The organism is Aliarcobacter trophiarum LMG 25534 (genome assembly GCF_003355515.1).
Classification (GTDB): Bacteria; Campylobacterota; Campylobacteria; order Campylobacterales; family Arcobacteraceae; genus Aliarcobacter; species Aliarcobacter trophiarum.
In genome coordinates, this window is the sequence record NZ_CP031367.1 from 1,759,820 (window position 1) to 1,777,914 (window position 18,095).

Annotated in this window: 12 protein-coding genes, 2 tRNA genes and 3 rRNA genes; all 17 read right to left on the reverse strand. The window is 31.8% G+C overall.

Annotated features, from left to right (window positions below; genetic code table 11):
• Nucleotides 1–4: 4 nt before the first annotated feature.
• Nucleotides 5–889, reverse strand: coding sequence for a GTPase Era (era, locus tag ATR_RS09045; RefSeq protein ID WP_115429113.1), 885 nt, complete (start codon nucleotides 887–889; stop codon nucleotides 5–7).
• Nucleotides 890–1,146: 257 nt separating this feature from the next.
• Nucleotides 1,147–1,262 (reverse strand): 5S ribosomal RNA (rrf, locus tag ATR_RS09050).
• A 158-nt stretch (nucleotides 1,263–1,420) separates the two neighbouring features.
• A 23S ribosomal RNA gene (locus ATR_RS09055) occupies nucleotides 1,421–4,334 on the reverse strand.
• 373 nt (nucleotides 4,335–4,707) lie between these two features.
• Nucleotides 4,708–4,783, reverse strand: a tRNA-Ala gene (locus tag ATR_RS09060).
• Nucleotides 4,784–4,792: 9 nt separating this feature from the next.
• Nucleotides 4,793–4,869: transfer RNA gene (locus ATR_RS09065), tRNA-Ile, on the reverse strand.
• Between the two features lie 125 nt (nucleotides 4,870–4,994).
• Nucleotides 4,995–6,512 (reverse strand): 16S ribosomal RNA (locus ATR_RS09070).
• Together the 16S, 23S and 5S rRNA genes with 2 tRNA genes alongside form the textbook arrangement of a ribosomal RNA operon.
• Nucleotides 6,513–6,840: 328 nt before the next feature.
• Nucleotides 6,841–7,449, reverse strand: coding sequence for a pilus assembly FimT family protein (locus ATR_RS09075; RefSeq protein WP_115429115.1), 609 nt, complete (start codon nucleotides 7,447–7,449; stop codon nucleotides 6,841–6,843).
• Nucleotides 7,446–8,645 (reverse strand): ArnT family glycosyltransferase, encoded by a 1,200-nt coding sequence (locus ATR_RS09080; protein ID WP_115429117.1) that lies wholly within the window; start codon nucleotides 8,643–8,645, stop codon nucleotides 7,446–7,448. The genes ATR_RS09075 and ATR_RS09080 overlap by 4 nt, the downstream gene beginning before the upstream one ends.
• A gap of 1 nt (nucleotide 8,646) precedes the next feature.
• Complete coding sequence (locus ATR_RS09085) at nucleotides 8,647–9,216, reverse strand: anthranilate synthase component II (protein ID WP_115429119.1); 570 nt, start codon at nucleotides 9,214–9,216, stop codon at nucleotides 8,647–8,649.
• 188 nt (nucleotides 9,217–9,404) lie between these two features.
• On the reverse strand, nucleotides 9,405–10,430 hold the full coding sequence (locus ATR_RS09095) for a hypothetical protein (RefSeq protein WP_115429121.1): 1,026 nt from the start codon (nucleotides 10,428–10,430) through the stop codon (nucleotides 9,405–9,407).
• Between the two features lie 301 nt (nucleotides 10,431–10,731).
• On the reverse strand, nucleotides 10,732–11,322 hold the full coding sequence (locus ATR_RS09100; RefSeq protein WP_115429123.1) for an HAD-IB family hydrolase: 591 nt from the start codon (nucleotides 11,320–11,322) through the stop codon (nucleotides 10,732–10,734).
• Nucleotides 11,319–12,896, reverse strand: coding sequence for a hypothetical protein (locus ATR_RS09105; protein WP_115429125.1), 1,578 nt, complete (start codon nucleotides 12,894–12,896; stop codon nucleotides 11,319–11,321). The genes ATR_RS09100 and ATR_RS09105 overlap by 4 nt, the downstream gene beginning before the upstream one ends.
• 11 nt (nucleotides 12,897–12,907) lie before the next feature.
• Nucleotides 12,908–14,518: a hypothetical protein gene (locus tag ATR_RS09110; protein ID WP_115429127.1), complete on the reverse strand. Its 1,611-nt coding sequence runs from the start codon at nucleotides 14,516–14,518 to the stop codon at nucleotides 12,908–12,910.
• Nucleotides 14,518–15,249, reverse strand: coding sequence for an SDR family oxidoreductase (locus ATR_RS09905; RefSeq protein ID WP_179948456.1), 732 nt, complete (start codon nucleotides 15,247–15,249; stop codon nucleotides 14,518–14,520). The genes ATR_RS09110 and ATR_RS09905 overlap by 1 nt, the downstream gene beginning before the upstream one ends.
• Nucleotides 15,246–16,691, reverse strand: coding sequence for a B12-binding domain-containing radical SAM protein (locus ATR_RS09115; protein WP_179948457.1), 1,446 nt, complete (start codon nucleotides 16,689–16,691; stop codon nucleotides 15,246–15,248). The genes ATR_RS09905 and ATR_RS09115 overlap by 4 nt, the downstream gene beginning before the upstream one ends.
• A 1-nt stretch (nucleotide 16,692) precedes the next feature.
• Entirely contained in the window at nucleotides 16,693–17,085 is a 393-nt protein-coding gene (locus tag ATR_RS09120) for a GtrA family protein (protein WP_115429129.1), read from the reverse strand.
• Entirely contained in the window at nucleotides 17,085–17,945 is an 861-nt protein-coding gene (locus tag ATR_RS09125; protein ID WP_115429131.1) for a decaprenyl-phosphate phosphoribosyltransferase, read from the reverse strand. The genes ATR_RS09120 and ATR_RS09125 overlap by 1 nt, the downstream gene beginning before the upstream one ends.
• Between the last annotated feature and the right edge of the window lie 150 nt (nucleotides 17,946–18,095).

An 18,095-nucleotide genomic window follows, 5' to 3' on the forward strand; every position in this document is an offset into this window, starting at 1 on the left:
TCTTTTATATATCCATATCATAACCCATAGATTTTAAAGCTTCTTTATTTTTTGTCCAGTTCTTTTTCACACTAACAAACAACTCAAGAAAACATTTTTTACCACTAAGTTTTTCTATTTTAATCCTTGCAGCTTTTCCTATTCTTTTAATAGCAGTGGCCTTTTGTCCAATAATCATACCCTTTTGACTATCTTTTTGAACAATTATAGTAGCTCTTACTACATCTACATTTGGCTTTTCTTCTATTTTATTTATCATTACATCAGCTTCATAAGGTATCTCATCACTAATATTTTCAAAAATAGATTCTCTAATAAACTCTTTATATAAATCTCTTAAATGCTCAGTTGTCATAATCTCAGGATCAAATAAGTATGGATGCACTGGCAAATATTTAACTACAACATCTAGAATATCAGATTTTTTTGTAGCTCTTTTTATTGATATTGGTATCATAGCTTCATATTTATCTTGATATTTCTCATACTCTTTTAGTTTTATCATTAACTCATCATTATTTACAAAATCAATCTTTGTAAGTAGTAATATATGTTTTGTATTTTTTTTATTTTTTTCTAAAAAATCTTCGTAATATTTTAAGCTATCAGTTACAGGAGCTAAAAAAAGTATTAAATCACAATCTCCCATAGCTTTTAGAGCTTCATCAAGCATAAACTGATTAAGCAGTTTTTCTGTTTCATGAATTCCTGGAGTATCTACAAATACTATTTGATCCTCTTCATGCATAACTATAATATTTGATCTTCTTCGTGTTGCATTAGCTTTATGAGAAACCATTGCAATTTTTTCACCCACAAGCCAGTTTAAAAGCGAACTTTTACCTGCATTTGGACGACCAACTACTGAAACATATCCACATTTTGTCATTACTCTATTTACCTTTTTCTATAAGTTTGTAATAGTAACATAACTTTTATATTTTTCTAGTTTATTTTCTTCATAAATAAGATATCTTGTAATTTAAATATAATTGTAGGTTGTAAAAGTCGAAGAGTAGGTATATAGTTTGATAAAATAAGAATATATTTTAAAAGAGAGGATTGTAGGGAATAAAAAAGCTTACCTTGAATTACTAAGAAAGAGTAAAAGAAGGTAAGCTTATTGTAAAAGTTAAAAACTCAATAAGCTGGCGGCGACCTACGTTTCCACAGGGGGACCCTGCAGTATTATCGGCGATGAAGTGCTTGACTACCAGGTTCGGAATGGGGCTGGGTATTTCCACTTCTCTTTAACCACCAGCAAATTTGAGTGCTAAAAGCTTGAGATAAACTCTTAACACTCAAATTGCGAGATTGAGAAATTTAATGCTAAAGTCTTTTTTGTATATCTATATATATTCAACACATATTAAACATAATAAATATGCTTAATAAGATAGTAAACCAAAGAAAAATTGTTAAAAATAAGCCAAACGTTCTATTAGTACTGGTCAGCTAAAGGGCTTACACCCATTACACATCCAGCCTATCAACCAGCTAGTCTTGCTGGGAACTTCAGGGAAAGTTCATCTTAGAGTTGGCTTCGAGCTTAGATGCTTTCAGCTCTTATCACATCCCAACGTGGCTACCCAACGATGCTCTTGGCAGAACAATTGGTACACCAGTGGTTGGTTCATCCCGGTCCTCTCGTACTAGGGACAAATCTCTTCAACTTTCCTACGCCCACGGAAGATAGGGACCGAACTGTCTCACGACGTTCTGAACCCAGCTCGCGTACCGCTTTAAATGGCGAACAGCCATACCCTTGGGACCGACTACAGCCCCAGGATGCGATGAGCCGACATCGAGGTGCCAAACCTCCCCGTCGATGTGAGCTCTTGGGGGAGATCAGCCTGTTATCCCCGGCGTACCTTTTATCCTTTGAGCGATGGCCCTTCCACGCAGAACCACCGGATCACTATGACCGACTTTCGTCTCTGTTCGACTTGTTGGTCTCACAGTCAAGCTAGTTTATGCCATTATACTCAACAAGCGATTTCCAACCGCTTTGAACTAACCTTTGTAAGCCTCCGTTACTATTTAGGAGGCGACCGCCCCAGTCAAACTACCCACCAGACATTGTCCTGAATGAGGATAACTCATCGCAGTTAGTAACTCAAATATTCAAGGGTGGTATCTCAAGGATGGCTCCGACTCTACTTGCGTCTAGTCATCATAGCCTCCCACCTATCCTGCACATGAATATCCAAGCTACAGTGTCAAGCTGTAGTAAAGGTGCACGGGGTCTTTCCGTCTTTCCGCGGGTAGGAGGAATTTTCACCTCCACTACAATTTCACTGGATCCCTCTTTGAGACAGCTCCCATCTCGTTACGCCATTCATGCAGGTCAGTATTTAACTGACAAGGAATTTCGCTACCTTAGGACCGTTATAGTTACGGCCGCCGTTTACTCGGGCTTCAATCAAATGCTTCGCTTGCGCTGACATCATCAGTTAACCTTCGAGCACCGGGCAGGCGTCACACCTTATACATCCACTTACGTGTTAGCAAAGTGCTGTGTTTTTGGTAAACAGTCGGGAGGGACTCTTTGTTGCAACCTCCTTGGCTTTTGAAAGCAAGTTTCTATACCATGGTAGGCACACCTTATACCGAAGATACGGTGCTATTTTGCAGAGTTCCTTAAAGAGGGTTCTTCCACGCGCCTTAGAATACTCATCCCACCCACCTGTGTCGGTTTACGGTACGGGCAACATATAATATACTTAGTGGCTTTTCTTGGCACGACAGTATCATCGATTCTCCATCTCCTCCGAAGAGTGTCAAGAGCCTGTAAGATCTCGGTCTATTGTTAAGCGGATTTGCCTACTTAACAACCTACATCCTTCGACCCACTATTCCATCAGTGAGCTCGATTAACTCTATGCGTCCCCACATCGCGCTTATATGTTGGTATTGGAATATTAACCAATTTGCCATCGTCTACACTTTTCAGTCTCGACTTAGGACCCGACTAACCCTACGATGACGAGCATCGCGTAGGAAACCTTGGGTTTTCGGCGTTAAGGATTCTCACCTTAATTATCGCTACTCATGCCTGCATGCTCACTTCTATCCGCTCCAGCACTCCTTACCGGTATACCTTCAACGCTGAATAGAACGCTCTCCTACCACTCAATTAAAAATTGAATCTAAAGCTTCGGTGTACATCTTAGCCCCGTTATATTTTCCGCGCAGAATCACTAGACCAGTGAGCTGTTACGCTTTCTTTAAAGGATGGCTGCTTCTAAGCCAACCTCCTGGTTGTCACAGTAACTCCACATCGTTTTCCACTTAGATGTAACTTAGGGACCTTAGCTGTTAGTCTGGGTTGTTCCCCTCTCGACGACGGATTTTATCACCCACCGCCTGACTCCTGTGATTCCACATATAGTATTCATAGTTTGATAGGGTTTGGTACCGCGGTAAGCAGCCCTAGCCCATTCAGTGCTCTACCCCTATATGCTACAACACAAGGCTATACCTAAATATATTTCGGAGAGAACCAGCTATCACGAAGTTTGATTGGCCTTTCACCCCTATCCACAAGTCATCCCGAGACTTTTCAACGTCAATGGGTTCGGTCCTCCACTGGCTCTTACACCAGCTTCAACCTGCTCATGGATAGATCACTTCGTTTCGGGTCTGCAGCATCTGACTATGTCGCCCTATTAAGACTCGCTTTCGCTACGGCTTCGCACTTGGCTTAACCTTGCCAGACACCACAACTCGCAGGCTCATTATGCAAAAGGCAGTCCATCACCCTGATAAATCATAGGGCTCTGAATGATTGTAAGCTAATGGTTTCAGGTTCTATTTCACTCTGCTCGCTGCAGTACTTTTCACCTTTCCCTCACGGTACTTGTTCACTATCGATCTGTAAGTAGTATTTAGGATTGGAGGGTGGTCCCCCCAGCTTCAGTCAAAATATCACGTGTTCCGACCTACTCAGGATACCATTAAAGTTATTGAGAATTTTAATTACAGGAGTTTCACCTTCTACGCTCTAGCTTTCCAACTAGTTCATCTATCCTCTTTAATCTTATATTATGGTCCTACAACCCCCTATACAAGTATAGGGTTTGTCCTAATCCCAGTTCGCTCGCCGCTACTATGGGAATCTCATTTGATTTCTCTTCCTTTGGGTACTGAGATGTTTCACTTCCCCAAGTTCGCTCTCCGTAGAGTAATATATATCTCTATATATTGGGTTGCCCCATTCGGAAACCCACGGATCAAAGCTCTTTGGCAGCTCCCCGTGGCTTATCGCAGCCTAATACGTCCTTCTTCGCCTCTTACAGTCAAGGCATCCACCATTAGCCCTTAATAGCTTATTAAAATCTAATAAAATCTTACAACTTTATTTAGATTAGTTTTTCTTGCCTATAAATATAATTCCTTATATTTATAAATTTGATAATATTCTTTGGCTACTATCTTATTAAACATAAAGTCTAATAATTTAGTTGTGTTATCTATAGTTAAATTTAATTATTACATTAAATCTTAGATATGAAATTTTTTTATTTAAAATTAAATACTTCTATTTAACTTTACGAAAAAATTTTAAAGACTTTAACATTATATTTTTAAATATCTTGCTACTTCAAATAACTAAAGTTATCTCAAGGTAACGCTTTCTGATTAAAACCAGATATAAACTCTTATTTATAAAAGCTTATATCTAACTTCTCTTTCTTTATCTCTATATGGTGGAGAATAGCGGGATCGAACCGCTGACCTCCTGCGTGCAAAGCAGGCGCTCTCCCAGCTGAGCTAATTCCCCATAATAATCTGGTGGGCCTATCAGGACTTGAACCTGAGACCTCACGATTATCAGTCGAGCGCTCTAGCCAGCTGAGCTATAGGCCCCATATTTACCTATAAATTATCTGTTGTTCTTCAAATAATCTTTACAAACTAAATATATGTTGTTAAAAGTAAGTTTCTTTATTCATTTTTTATATTAAGAACCAAATCTTAATATTTTTTCTTTGAAAGGAGGTGATCCAACCGCAGGTTCTCCTACGGTTACCTTGTTACGACTTCACCCCAGTCGCCAAATCCACTGTGGAAGGTAGCTACTTTAGCATCCCCGCTTCGAATGAGTTCGACTCCCATGGTGTGACGGGCGGTGAGTACAAGACCCGGGAACGTATTCACCGTAGCATAGCTGATCTACGATTACTAGCGATTCCAACTTCATGTAGTCGAGTTGCAGACTACAATCCGAACTGGGAGATATTTTATAAGATTTGCTCCACGTCACCGTATTGCAGCTCTTTGTATACCCCATTGTAGCACGTGTGTAGCCCTGGACGTAAGGGCCATGATGACTTGACGTCGTCCTCACCTTCCTCCTACTTGCGTAGGCAGTCTGTTTAGAGTTCTCAGCCGAACTGTTAGCAACTAAACACGAGGGTTGCGCTCGTTGCGGGACTTAACCCAACATCTCACGACACGAGCTGACGACAGCCGTGCAGCACCTGTATATAAGCTTCTGCAAGCAGACACCAATCAATCTCTTGAAAGTTCTTACTATGTCAAGTCCAGGTAAGGTTCTTCGTGTATCGTCGAATTAAACCACATGCTCCACCGCTTGTGCGGGTCCCCGTCTATTCCTTTGAGTTTTAATCTTGCGACCGTACTCCCCAGGCGGTACACTTAATGTGTTAACTGCATTACTGCAAGATCAAGTCTCACAACAACTAGTGTACATCGTTTAGGGCGTGGACTACCAGGGTATCTAATCCTGTTTGCTCCCCACGCTTTCGCATCTCAGCGTCAATAGTGTTCCAGTAGATCGCCTTCGCAATCGGTATTCCTTCTGATCTCTACGGATTTTACCCCTACACCAGAAATTCCATCTACCTCTCCCACATTCTAGATTAACAGTTTTCAAAGCAGTTCTATAGTTAAGCTATAGGATTTCACTTCAAACTTATCAATCCGCCTACATGCTCTTTACGCCCAGTGATTCCGAGTAACGCTTGCACCCCCCGTATTACCGCGGCTGCTGGCACGGAGTTAGCCGGTGCTTATTCATATAATACCGTCATTATCTTCTCATATAAAAGGAGTTTACGCACCGAAATGTGTCATCCTCCACGCGGCGTTGCTGCATCAGACTTCCGTCCATTGTGCAATATTCCCCACTGCTGCCTCCCGTAGGAGTCTGGACCGTGTCTCAGTTCCAGTGTGACTGATCATCCTCTCAAACCAGTTATGTGTCATTGTCTTGGTAAGCCATTACCCCACCAACTAACTGATACAATACAGGCTAATCTCTTACCAATAAATCTTTCCCTTTTATACTTCTGTATAAAAGGAATATAAGGTATTAGCAAACGTTTCCATTTGTTATCCCTTAGTAAGAGGCATATTACCTATACATTACTCACCCGTGCGCCACTTAGCTGACAATTATAGCAAGCTATAACCCGTTCTCGTTCGACTTGCATGTGTTAAGCACGCCGCCAGCGTTCACTCTGAGCCAGGATCAAACTCTCCATAAATTTTTTGATTAAATCTAATTTAATCTTTATGTAGTAGTTGAATCTGACTTTTTTGTTTTTAATTACTTAATTACAAAATTATCACTCAAATTTATAGACAAGTTAATAAATACTCTTCAATATTTATCTCTTGTTCAATTTTTTTTACTTTTAACAATCATGATATTTAGTTTACAAAGATTACTTCATTAAACTCTCAATATCTCTTTTAAAGAACTCTAATCTAACCCCTCGGTCAAATTGGACGGGAATTATAGTGCCTTTTTTCCTCTTTGTCAAGAGCTTATCACTTAATATACGCTTAAATTGTGGAATTTGTAAAAAACTACTAGTTTATTCTTTCTATATAACCTATTTTTGGGTAAATTTTAATATCTCTGAACTCTTTAGTAGTTGAGATAAATCTAATTGTACAAGGTTTTTTAAGTTCTATATTTTCACTTGTTAGTTTTGTATATACTCTTCCATCGACTCCAAAAGATATTTGTCCTAAAGAATCTGTTGTATTACAAGATATCTGAACATCTTCAATCCCATAGTTTTTAAGCAATACAAAAGGGCTATTTTCTATATTTTTATTGCAATGGTTTGAACTATAAATATATCTATTTGTAAGTGGGTCTTTTAAACTCTCTTTTTGTCCTGTATGTCCTTTATCATTTGTCTCACTATATATAGTAAAATATATCCCTCCACCCTTATCAGATCTACATCTCATAAATTTCATTGTCCAACGGCGCTTAAACCATTCAGCTACATCTTTTTCAAATTTATCATCTACTAAAGCTTTATATCTTGTATAGTTTAGATATATTAAAACTCTATTTGTTACTTCCTCAAGCTTATGATTTGGCATCTTTGGTGTAAACATTGTATAAAGAATTCCCAAAATCACAATTACAAAAACTAGTTCTATAAGTAAAAATGTTCTTTTCATATTAATTTTTTTATATATATTGCGAATAGCTCTTTTTGATAGTAATATATAGATATTTTATCATCATAGTTGTAGAACTCTTTTGTTGATAAATAGTAATCAGTCCCCTCTTCTATTTCATAAAACTTTAATCTTAATAATAAATCTTTATCCTCTAAAAATATCCTATTTATTCCTTTACTTTTTAGTTCATTTGATAACTCTTTTGCAAAGTGGTATTGATAAACAAAATGCTTTTGTGGGTTTTCAATAAGCAAATAAATAGGTTTGTTTATAAATGTAAATACTACATTTATTCCTAACATTATTACTATTGTAAATGCCATAATACTGTAGTTTCTTCTAAACTCTTTTAATCTTACTCTATACGAATGTAAAAACATTTTAACCATAGATGGTATTGCAATAACAACATAAGGGGCAAAATCTTCTATATATATTCTTTGTCTAAAAGATACTAAAATTGATAAGATAAGTGCTGTACTTGAGATATAAGTAGTTAGATCTATCTGTCTGCTTATGATTAATCTATAAATTACATATAAAAAATATAAAAATAGTATTGGTGAAAAAATAGCAGCATAAGTTCCAACAGTATCTATTAAAAATCCCCTTGGTTTTCCATCTGTTGGTACACCATAAATAATTAGTGAAATTACAAATAATATTGATGATATATATAATAGTTTTCTATCCTTTGTTTTTAATGAAAATAGGAATAGTGCTAAAAATAGTATTGAAAAGGAGTTGTCTACAAGCAATAAAAATGGTAATAAATAGTATAAATGCCTTTTATGCTCTTGATAAAAGTAAATATATAAAAGTGTAAGAAAAGTAACAACTATAGCTGTATTTACCAGTAATGATGCACTTAAAACTCCAGGAAGTGACATAAAAATTAAAACTGAAAGAAACCTATCTTTTTCATATTTAAAGTAATCTTTTGTAATTAAAAACATTAAAATAGAGCTTAATAAATAAAAAAGTATAAAAGGAGTCCGTAAAGCTAAATCATTATGCCCAAAAATATGTGTTGAGATATTTGTAATAATTGATAATATTGAACTATTATAATATAAATTTAAGGCTTCTTTGTATGAAATACTTAATGAATAATTTGCTGTTAAAAGTAGCAACAATACAATAAAAAATAGAGTTAAATAAAAAAATATTGTATATTTGCTTTTTATAAACATTTTATATCTTTAAAAAATTATCTATAATTTTATGCCCATATTCACTCATAATTGATTCAGGATGAAACTGAACTCCATAAATATTTTTGCCCTTTATCTCCAAAGACATAATTTCACCATCATCTATACTTTTTGAAGTAACTATAATCTCTTTTGGTAAATTCTCTTTTTCTACAATCAAAGAGTGATATCTTGTTTGAGTAAACTCTTTTGGTAAATTCTCAAAGATTTTTGTATCTTTTAAAACTTTTATTTTTGATGTTTTACCATGCATCATATTTTTTGCTCTCACAACCTTTGCACCAAATACTTGCCCTATTGCTTGGTGACCCAAACAAATACCAAATATTGGTTTTTTATCTGTAAAATACTCTATAACTTCTAAACATACTCCAGCTTCATTTGGAGTAGCAGGCCCTGGTGAGATTATAATTTTACTAGGATTTAGTGCAATAATTTCATCTAAGCTTAACTCATCATTTCTTATAACTTTTAAATCTGCTCCTAATTCTAAGCAATATTGAACAATATTGTATGTAAAACTATCGTAGTTATCAATCATTAAAACCATTTGTTTTTATCCTTATTAAAGCCCTATTCTATAGGTACTTAAGAAATATTTTTTAAATTTATTCAAATCTTTGCTACCCTATAGCTACCTATTTTTGTATTTTTTATATAGTTTTATACTATTTTCGGTAGCACAATTAATGAGCAAAAAAAGTTCATTATTGTACCTAAGAGATATTGGTATATTGTTTAATTAAAAAATAAATATTTATAATTACATTCATCTATAAATTTTTGCATCATTGCTATTTTACTTCTTATTGATCTTTCTGTAATGTAATATCCAAAAAAATTTTCTTTATTATTTTCTTCATTATTATAATTTTCAAGAAATTCTTTATATGGTATTATTTCTGAAGTTCCTTTTTGAATTATTCCATGGTACTTTGTAAGTGCATATTTTATATTTTTTATTAAATACTCTTTATCAGATTCATCTAACTTGTATCTGTGATAATCATAGATAAAAAATAAATCTGCTACGCTTTTCATATCTGTATTTTTAAATTTTCTAAATTCTTCTGAAACACTGTCAATTTCTAAAGTTTTATATTCCAAACCTGTATTTAGCCTAATGTATTCTCTGCTAACAACAAGATTTTCGATGATAGCTTTTGACACATATCCATCTGGGTATAGAAAAAAATCTCTCTTCAGCTTTTTCGATAATAATTCAAAAATAAAACATATATTTTGAAACTCCAAATCTTCAGTTAGCTCTTGATTGTTTAATAAAATTTCCAGTTCATCTTTAAAAAGTACTTTTTCATCTTTTTCAGAAAAATATAGCTCTATAAACTTTTTCTGATTTTCAGCTAAATCTTGTTTATATTCAATGTCTGATGAGGCACATGAAAAAATGTCTGATGCTATATCTGAAAACCTATCTATATCTGATATTCTATCAAAATTAAATTTACTATCTAATTTTTGGTATTTATGTTTTCGTTCTGTAAAAAAAATAAAAATAGTCTCAAGATTTTCAATAATCTCTTGAACTTTTTTATTTCTATAAGCCATCTCAAATATCATCATATAAGTAAAATCTTTTTTATTTAAATTCTCTATATATTTGTATATTTTTCTATATGGAGTATCATCATGTTTTTTATAATAATCATCATCTTCAGGGTTGTCACTATAATCATCGATGTTAGTTTCAAAATCTTGAAGTTTATATAAAATATCATGTGCACTTTCATATTTTTTATCCATAAATATATCCAATATTTTTTTGATATAATATCAAGTGTAGAGTTAAATTGACATATAAATAATTTTGATGTGCTAGTTCTAACATATTTAATTAAAGCATTATAAATATGTGTTTGTTAAGAAGTATAAAAAATAAAGTAACATAAAGAGTAACATAAGACAAAAATGAGTGGATTTAAAGTTTTTGTTCAATTTACTAATTTTATTATATTAGATAAGATATATGCAATAAAAATTAATTATTATTATATTTTTATAGTATTTAAACTCACATAATTATATAGTTTTGAAGTTTTTAAAGCTAATCTCTAAATGGTTTATAAAACTTTTCATGGGCAAGTTCTAGCATCTGTTTATCTCCACTACTATCACCATAAGCATAAATATAATCAAAATTTTCTAAATCATAGAGTTCTTTAATACGATTTACTTTTTCTTGTCCGTAGCAGTTTTTGCTTAGTAGTTTTCCTGTGACTCTATCATCTTTTATCTCTAGTTTTGTAGCTAGTAGTTCAAAGCCATTTTTTTCACACCAAGGGTAAAGCCAACACTCTATAGATGCTGAGACTATGACTATTTTATGATTTTGTTTTTTGTGCCAACTGAGTTTTTCCATCGCCTTTTGTCTCAAAATCTCATCAATATGTTTTAATGAATAATCATTGGCTACTTTTTTAAACTCTTTTTGGCTACAACCTTTAAAAAACCAAGAAAGCATCTTTTGTTTTGCTTTGTAGTTTGGTATGAGTTTTAGTTTGTAAGCTACTAAAATAGGAGATAAAACAATAAGACCAATGATAAACCTCACATCACCAACAACAAACCTAATAAACTTTAAAAGGCTGTCATCTGTTGTGATAGTTCCGTCGAAGTCAAAGAGGGCTAGTGTCATTTAAAGTTCTTTTCTAATTCTTTAGTATCAATAAATTGAGAGGTTATTCGTATCCATATTCCATTTTTAAGTCTTTTATAATTTGTCTGCTTAGATAAATAATATCTTGACTTACCCCATTCATCTGCTATTAAATCAGGTTGTAACTTACCAATACTATATTCATAATTCCATTTATTATGCCCAGGTCTAAACTTTGTTGCTGGAGGTAGTTTGGCTATATGTGAGTCACTTTTACCTAAAAGGTCTAAAGTATTTCTATCTGAGTAATATGGTATTTGACCTGTCGCATGTACTGCGACAATTACATCCTTATCAGTATTTTTATTTATATGTACGCCTAACTTAGCTCTCCAAATATCAGATTTTAGTAATGGTATATTATCAGTCATTGACTTATACCATGGCTCTGAACTGATAATTATAAGGGTTGCCCCCCCTAATAACAGTACAGTTAAATTACTAACTTGAGGGTTGCTATTAATTTTTATTCTTTTAAGGTCTTCAATAAATTTTATTATTACTATACTAAAGATTATAAACAGTGCTGGCATACCTTGTGTTATAAATCTATTAGCTGCATCAACCTGTGGTATATTATATGGTTCAGCATAGTCTCCACCTACATAAATTGAGTAAGTAACTTGAATAAAGAATAAACCTAACAGTAAAAATGTTTTTTTATTTCGTAACTCTTTGTAATAAACTAAGCCACCAATAATAACGAAAAGCAGAGGAGAAAATTCTCTAATAGCATAATCAAAAAATACATTAATACCTAATTGGATTTTTTCCAAACTTGAGACACCTACTACTTTTAAATGATAGGTATTTGGTAGTATATCTCCAAAGTATAGATACTGAAAACTTAAAAGACCAAGTAAAGCAAAAATATAAAAAGCAACTGGAATTAGATTTATCTTAAACTTTTTCTTCTCCAATGATACAAAGAAAAGATATAAAATTATCAATCCAATCTGAGTAGCACTATCAAATCTTGTAATAATTGCCCCAAACATTAACAGACCAACTATAAAAGCATGTTTGTAACTTTGAGTAACTGCCAGTTTATAAGCAAAAAACACTGATAAGTATACTAATAAAGTGACTAAACCCACTTCCATACCTCGTAAAGTCCAGAAGACCAAAGGAAAGTAAAATGTTGTAATGATTGCGGTAAGTAAGGCAGCTTGTTTTGAAGAGGCATAAAGATTACGTGTAATAGCGTAAACAATTGACACTACTGATAATAATATTACGATTGAAGTAATCATTACTAAAAATGATATTTTTGAAGGATCTACTGGTAAAAGATGCAACAATGACATATATAGCATCCAACCCATATTGGTAAAACCTTGCACAGGTGCTTCTCCAATATTCCAGACCATACCATATCCATCTGCTAGATGTTTTGCATAGTTCATGCTTATCATTGCATCATCGACTAAAGTGAAATACATTTGTCCATCAATAAAAAAGATGGTTTTATAGATAAAGTATGTATAAAAAGATATTGCTAATAAAATCAGTGCAAGAAATGATTTATTACTACTGAAATATTTACTACTCATTCTCTGTCCTCCTAAAATTTATGTAATTTTCTATACTCATCAAAAGAAATAATTTTTAATGAGGGGTCTTTAATCTGTAATGATTTTATATTACTTTGACGAATAAATGTGACTGAACCACCTTTTGAAAAAACAAAATTATTATTTTTTACAACTACATCAAACTTAACTTTATTTTTTTTCGAATGTCTATCAAATTCTTTAGCAAAACCAGATGTATTAACATATTGAATAATATAATTATCAGCAAACATACATGACCATTTTCTTTTTCCAAAAGCATTTCCCCGTAAATTTTCATCTCTTCCAACACATGGATTGACTAAACCATGGAAATCTTTAATTATTAGTGAGTTAGCACCATAAGGTAAAGCACCAGCTACAGCGGTAACATAAACTTCATTTGAAGTCAACATAGAATTCCAGTATTGTGCAACTTCTTTTGCAGAACTATAGTAATAAGATCTGTCAAAATAAAATCTATGCTTATCAGAAGTAGAAAACAATCCAAAATATGTTGATATTGCTATCAAAGAGAAGAAGAGAGCTTTTTGTAGGATAGATACAGTATAGTTAATTTTTAGCCTTGAGAAAATCATAAAAAATATTAATAAAAGAATTGGTGCAAATGGAGTAAGCATCCTAAATCCAGGCATCCAGTCTCCACCATTTTGAATAGCTATTAAACAAGAACCACCAAAGAGAAAGATAACAGGGATTACAACAAAAAGAAGTTCCTTCTTTAGTTTGAGAAAAAATACTAAAATAAATACAGGTACTAATGCAATTAAATTAGTTGTTGTAAAAAAGTTAATTACATATGTCCAACCAGTTTTATTTTGTAATAATATCCATATAGATTCTAAATCTTTTATTTTTCCACTAGATTTTGCTTCAACACTTAATGGAGTTAACTCTCCAAAATATAAATATCTAAATAAAAATACAGAAAATAATGTTATTACAAAAGTAATTAATGGTAACCATTTTATATATTTGGAGTAGTTTCCATTTTTGAAATGTATTACTGTATAACTTACAGCTACAACAATGGCATATAAAAATCCTTCAAATCTATTTAAAATCAATAGCATTAATAATATAGACATTATCCATGCATTTCTTTTATTTAATGGTTTAGTTAAATAATATACACAAAAGTAGAGTATCGCCATTTGTAAAAATGTTTCAAGACCATTGAACATACTATGCCAAAAGTAATCTCCAAGTATAAAAAATGATATAAAGAATACAACTAGTAATGAGTTAATATTTAAAGTTTTTGTTGCATAGTGATATAAATGTATTAATACAAATCCAATGATTATTGTGGCAAAGTAATATGTAGAGTTCTCGATAGGGAGTAATCCTAAAACATGAAAAATTGAAGTAATTATTGTCCATAAAGGATTTGAAAATCCTTCAATAGGCATTTCTCCAATATTCCAAGCAAATAGATAACCTTCTGCAGTATTTTTCGCAAATCTATAAGTTATATAAGCATCATCCATATATCTACCGCTAAATGTGAGTACCCCATAAATATAAATAGAAATCAATAATATTAAAGATGTTGTATAATTATTTATTTTTAATAATTGATTTTTTATAGTATCAATCATTATACACTCATCCTCTTAAACACCACCTCTGGTATATGTTTAATTATAAGCATAATCAACCTCCATATACCTTTAGTATATAAAATATCTTTTTCTTTTTTTTGAGCATTATAAATATCATTTGCCATATCTTCTGGCTGTGCTGTTAGTTTCTCTGGTAGGTCTAGGTCTTGTGTCATTTTTGTAGCTACAAATCCAGGTTTTATAGTCAGAACTTGAACTTTGCTTTCAAATAGTCTATTTCTAAGACCACTTAAATACGCACTAAAAGCCGCTTTAGAAGAGCCATAAATATAATTAGCTTTTCTTCCTCTATCTCCAGCAACTGAACTAACTCCTACTATAAAGCCATTTTTACTTTTCTCCATATCATTTGAGACGATATTTAAAATACTAACAGCTCCTGTAAAATTTACATTTATAGTATTTAATGTTTTAGTAAAATCATTCTCACACTCTTTTTGTTCAGCCATATAACCAGCAGCTACTATCACACCCAAAGGTTTTGGCTCTAGTGAATTATAAAAATCACTATGTGTCTCAAACTTTGCTATATCAAACTCTTTTAAAACCACTTCAACATTTGACCTTATTTTTATATCATTTGCCAAATCTTTTAAATCTTCACTCTGTCTTGAAGCTAAATATAGGTTGTAGCCATTTTTTGCATAAACTCTTGCAACCTCTTTTGCTATATCGCTTTTAGCACCTATTATTAATACATAACTCATTTTGTTAAATTTTTTCTCAATAATTTTAAACCAAATTTAAAATAATTTTTTAAAATTTTTGGATTATTAAAACAATCTTTTAATTTTTTTAGAATGTAGGTTGGACGAAAATGATATTTTAAAATAGCATTTTTTTTAATTTTTTCAACTTCATTTATAGAAAGATGTTTAGTACCAATTGTTGGGGCATTGAAATAATCTTTTCCCAATACAGTATGATTTATTAAACCATCTGCTTTTGCTTCATTATATAATTTTGTTCCATAATATGGTGTTGCAATATGTAATTCGACAAAATCAGCATCAACTTTAAACATTAAATCTATTGTATCTTGAATGTGTTGCTTTGTTTCCCAAGGTAATCCAATAAGATAAAATCCATATATTTTAAGCCCAACTTCTTTTGCATATTTTGCTGCAATTAAATTGTCAGCAACTTTAGCTCCTTTTTTTATTCTCTTCATAGTTTCTTCATTTCCTGATTCAAAACCAAATGCAACTAGCCAGCAACCAGCTTTTTTCATAATTTCAAGTGTATATTTCTCTAAAGGATTGACTCTTGAATTAGCAACCCATTCAATTTTTCCATATAATTCGGAATTAATTATATATTCACAAAGCTCTACAACCCAATCTTTATTCATTGTAAAAGTATCAGACTTGAAAAAAAAGTTTTTTATATTATGATTAATATAACAATCTTTTAACTCTTCAAAAATATTTTTCGGACTTCGTAGTCTTACTTTAGTACCAGAAATTTTTGGAGTTAAGCAGTAAGTACAAGCCGCAGCACAACCTCTTGAAGTAGTTATTGTGGCTTGTGGTTCTTGAGTATCAGGTCTTAAATATAGCTCATTATTCATTAATGTTCTATTTGGAAATTCTAAAGAATCTAAGTCTGTATCCCACTCATTAAATTTTGTTTTTGTCCATTTATTATCTTTTTTATATAAAATTCCATTTATGTTTTCTATTTTATTATCATTTATAAAAATTGAATTTAATAGTCTTGCAATAATAAAATCACTTTCTCCTCCAATTAGATAATCTATGTTATCTAATTTTATTTGGTTTAACATTTCATCTTCAGCATCAAAAAATATCGAACCTTTTAAAATGATAATCAGTTTTTTATATATCAACTTTAATTTTTCACATACTTGAATGTCTTTATGAATCGTAGCATTTGTTATACTCATAAATATAACATCTGGTGCAAATGCTTTAAAATCATTTTCTAAATCAATAAATGATTTATCTTCTGTCTGATAATCTTTTAAAAATACTGCATATTGATTTTTCTGCAACATTGATGCAGCATAACCCAAATCATTACAAGCCCGAACAGAAGTTGCAGTAGAATCTTCAACATTACCTTGCGATCTATCTTCTCCTCTTTGATACAATTTACTTGGAGGGTAAATTAACATAACTTTATTCATTTTAATCCTTAAACACAAATTTTTTATCTAAAAAATATTTAACTATATAACCAATGCTAAGACCTATAATTGCACCAATATATTTGGCAATCTCACTATCAAATATATAATCAAACCCAATTTCAAATCCCCAAAAAATAAGAGTTGTAAAAACTCCCATTATTGAGTATAAAATAAACTTTTGACTATCTTCTTTCTTGTCTTTTACCACATAATAAAAAATATATTTTTTATCTAAGATATACTTTGCAATAAGTCCTGTGAGTGTTCCAAAAAACATGGCAATATATAGACTAAAATCTTGTGAATATATAGCCAAACTTATAAATTGAGTAAATAAATTTATAATAGTTGCAATTAGTGCAAAGAAAGAGTATTTTAAAACTAAAAGCATTATATTCTCACTATCAAAAAAAAACTAGCCAACCAAAATAGAATAGTTATTTGCAAAAATCTATCTTTTAAAACTACTTTTGTAGGGTTTCCGCTATTTCCCTCTACAAAAGTTATCTGCATATATCTCATAACTCCAAGTATCACAAAAAATGCTGTAATATATAGATTGCTACTATTTAATCTGTGTATTACATCATCTGAAACTGTATAAAGCACATAAGCCACTACAATAACTCCAGCCATGAAAACCATCACAGCATTTACAAACTCTAAGTTGTAGCCATCTATATTTTTTCTTATCTCTTTGCCTTCAAATGCAAGAAGCACATCATCTCTTCTTTTTGCAACTGCCAAAAATAGTGCTAGTAAAAAAGTCATAATTATAATCCACATTGAAAGCTGATTATCAATCACACTTGCTCCTGCAAAAAGTCTTAAAACAAATCCAGAAGCTATAATAAAAATATCAACAATAGTTATATGCTTTAATCCAAAAGAATAAGCAATATTCAAAATAAAATAGATTACAAGAACTACAAATAAATCAATATTTATAAAATATGAAGCGACTAAAGATGGAATTGATAAGACAAAAAATAGTATTTTTGCACTATTTTTGCTAACTTCTCCACTTGCAATTGGTCTAAACTTCTTTTTTGGATGTTGTCTGTCTTCTTCAATATCCATATAATCATTTAAAATATAGATACTACTTGCTAAAAATGAAAATAGTATAAATACTACAATACAATCTACAATTTGCTCAAAATTAAATGAAAATGTAAAAAATAGTGGTGCAAATACAAATAGATTTTTAATATATTGATGCGGTCGAAGTAGTTTTAAAATAGATTGCAAAAAATATTCCCCTAAAGATATTTACTCAAAATGGGTTGAATTTTGCCCAAAAAGAGTTTATAAACAAATTAATATTATTCATTTTGAATAATATTGGAGTGCAATTTGGACTTATCGTATAAAATCAATCTTTTTTTAAAAGAAAAAGGA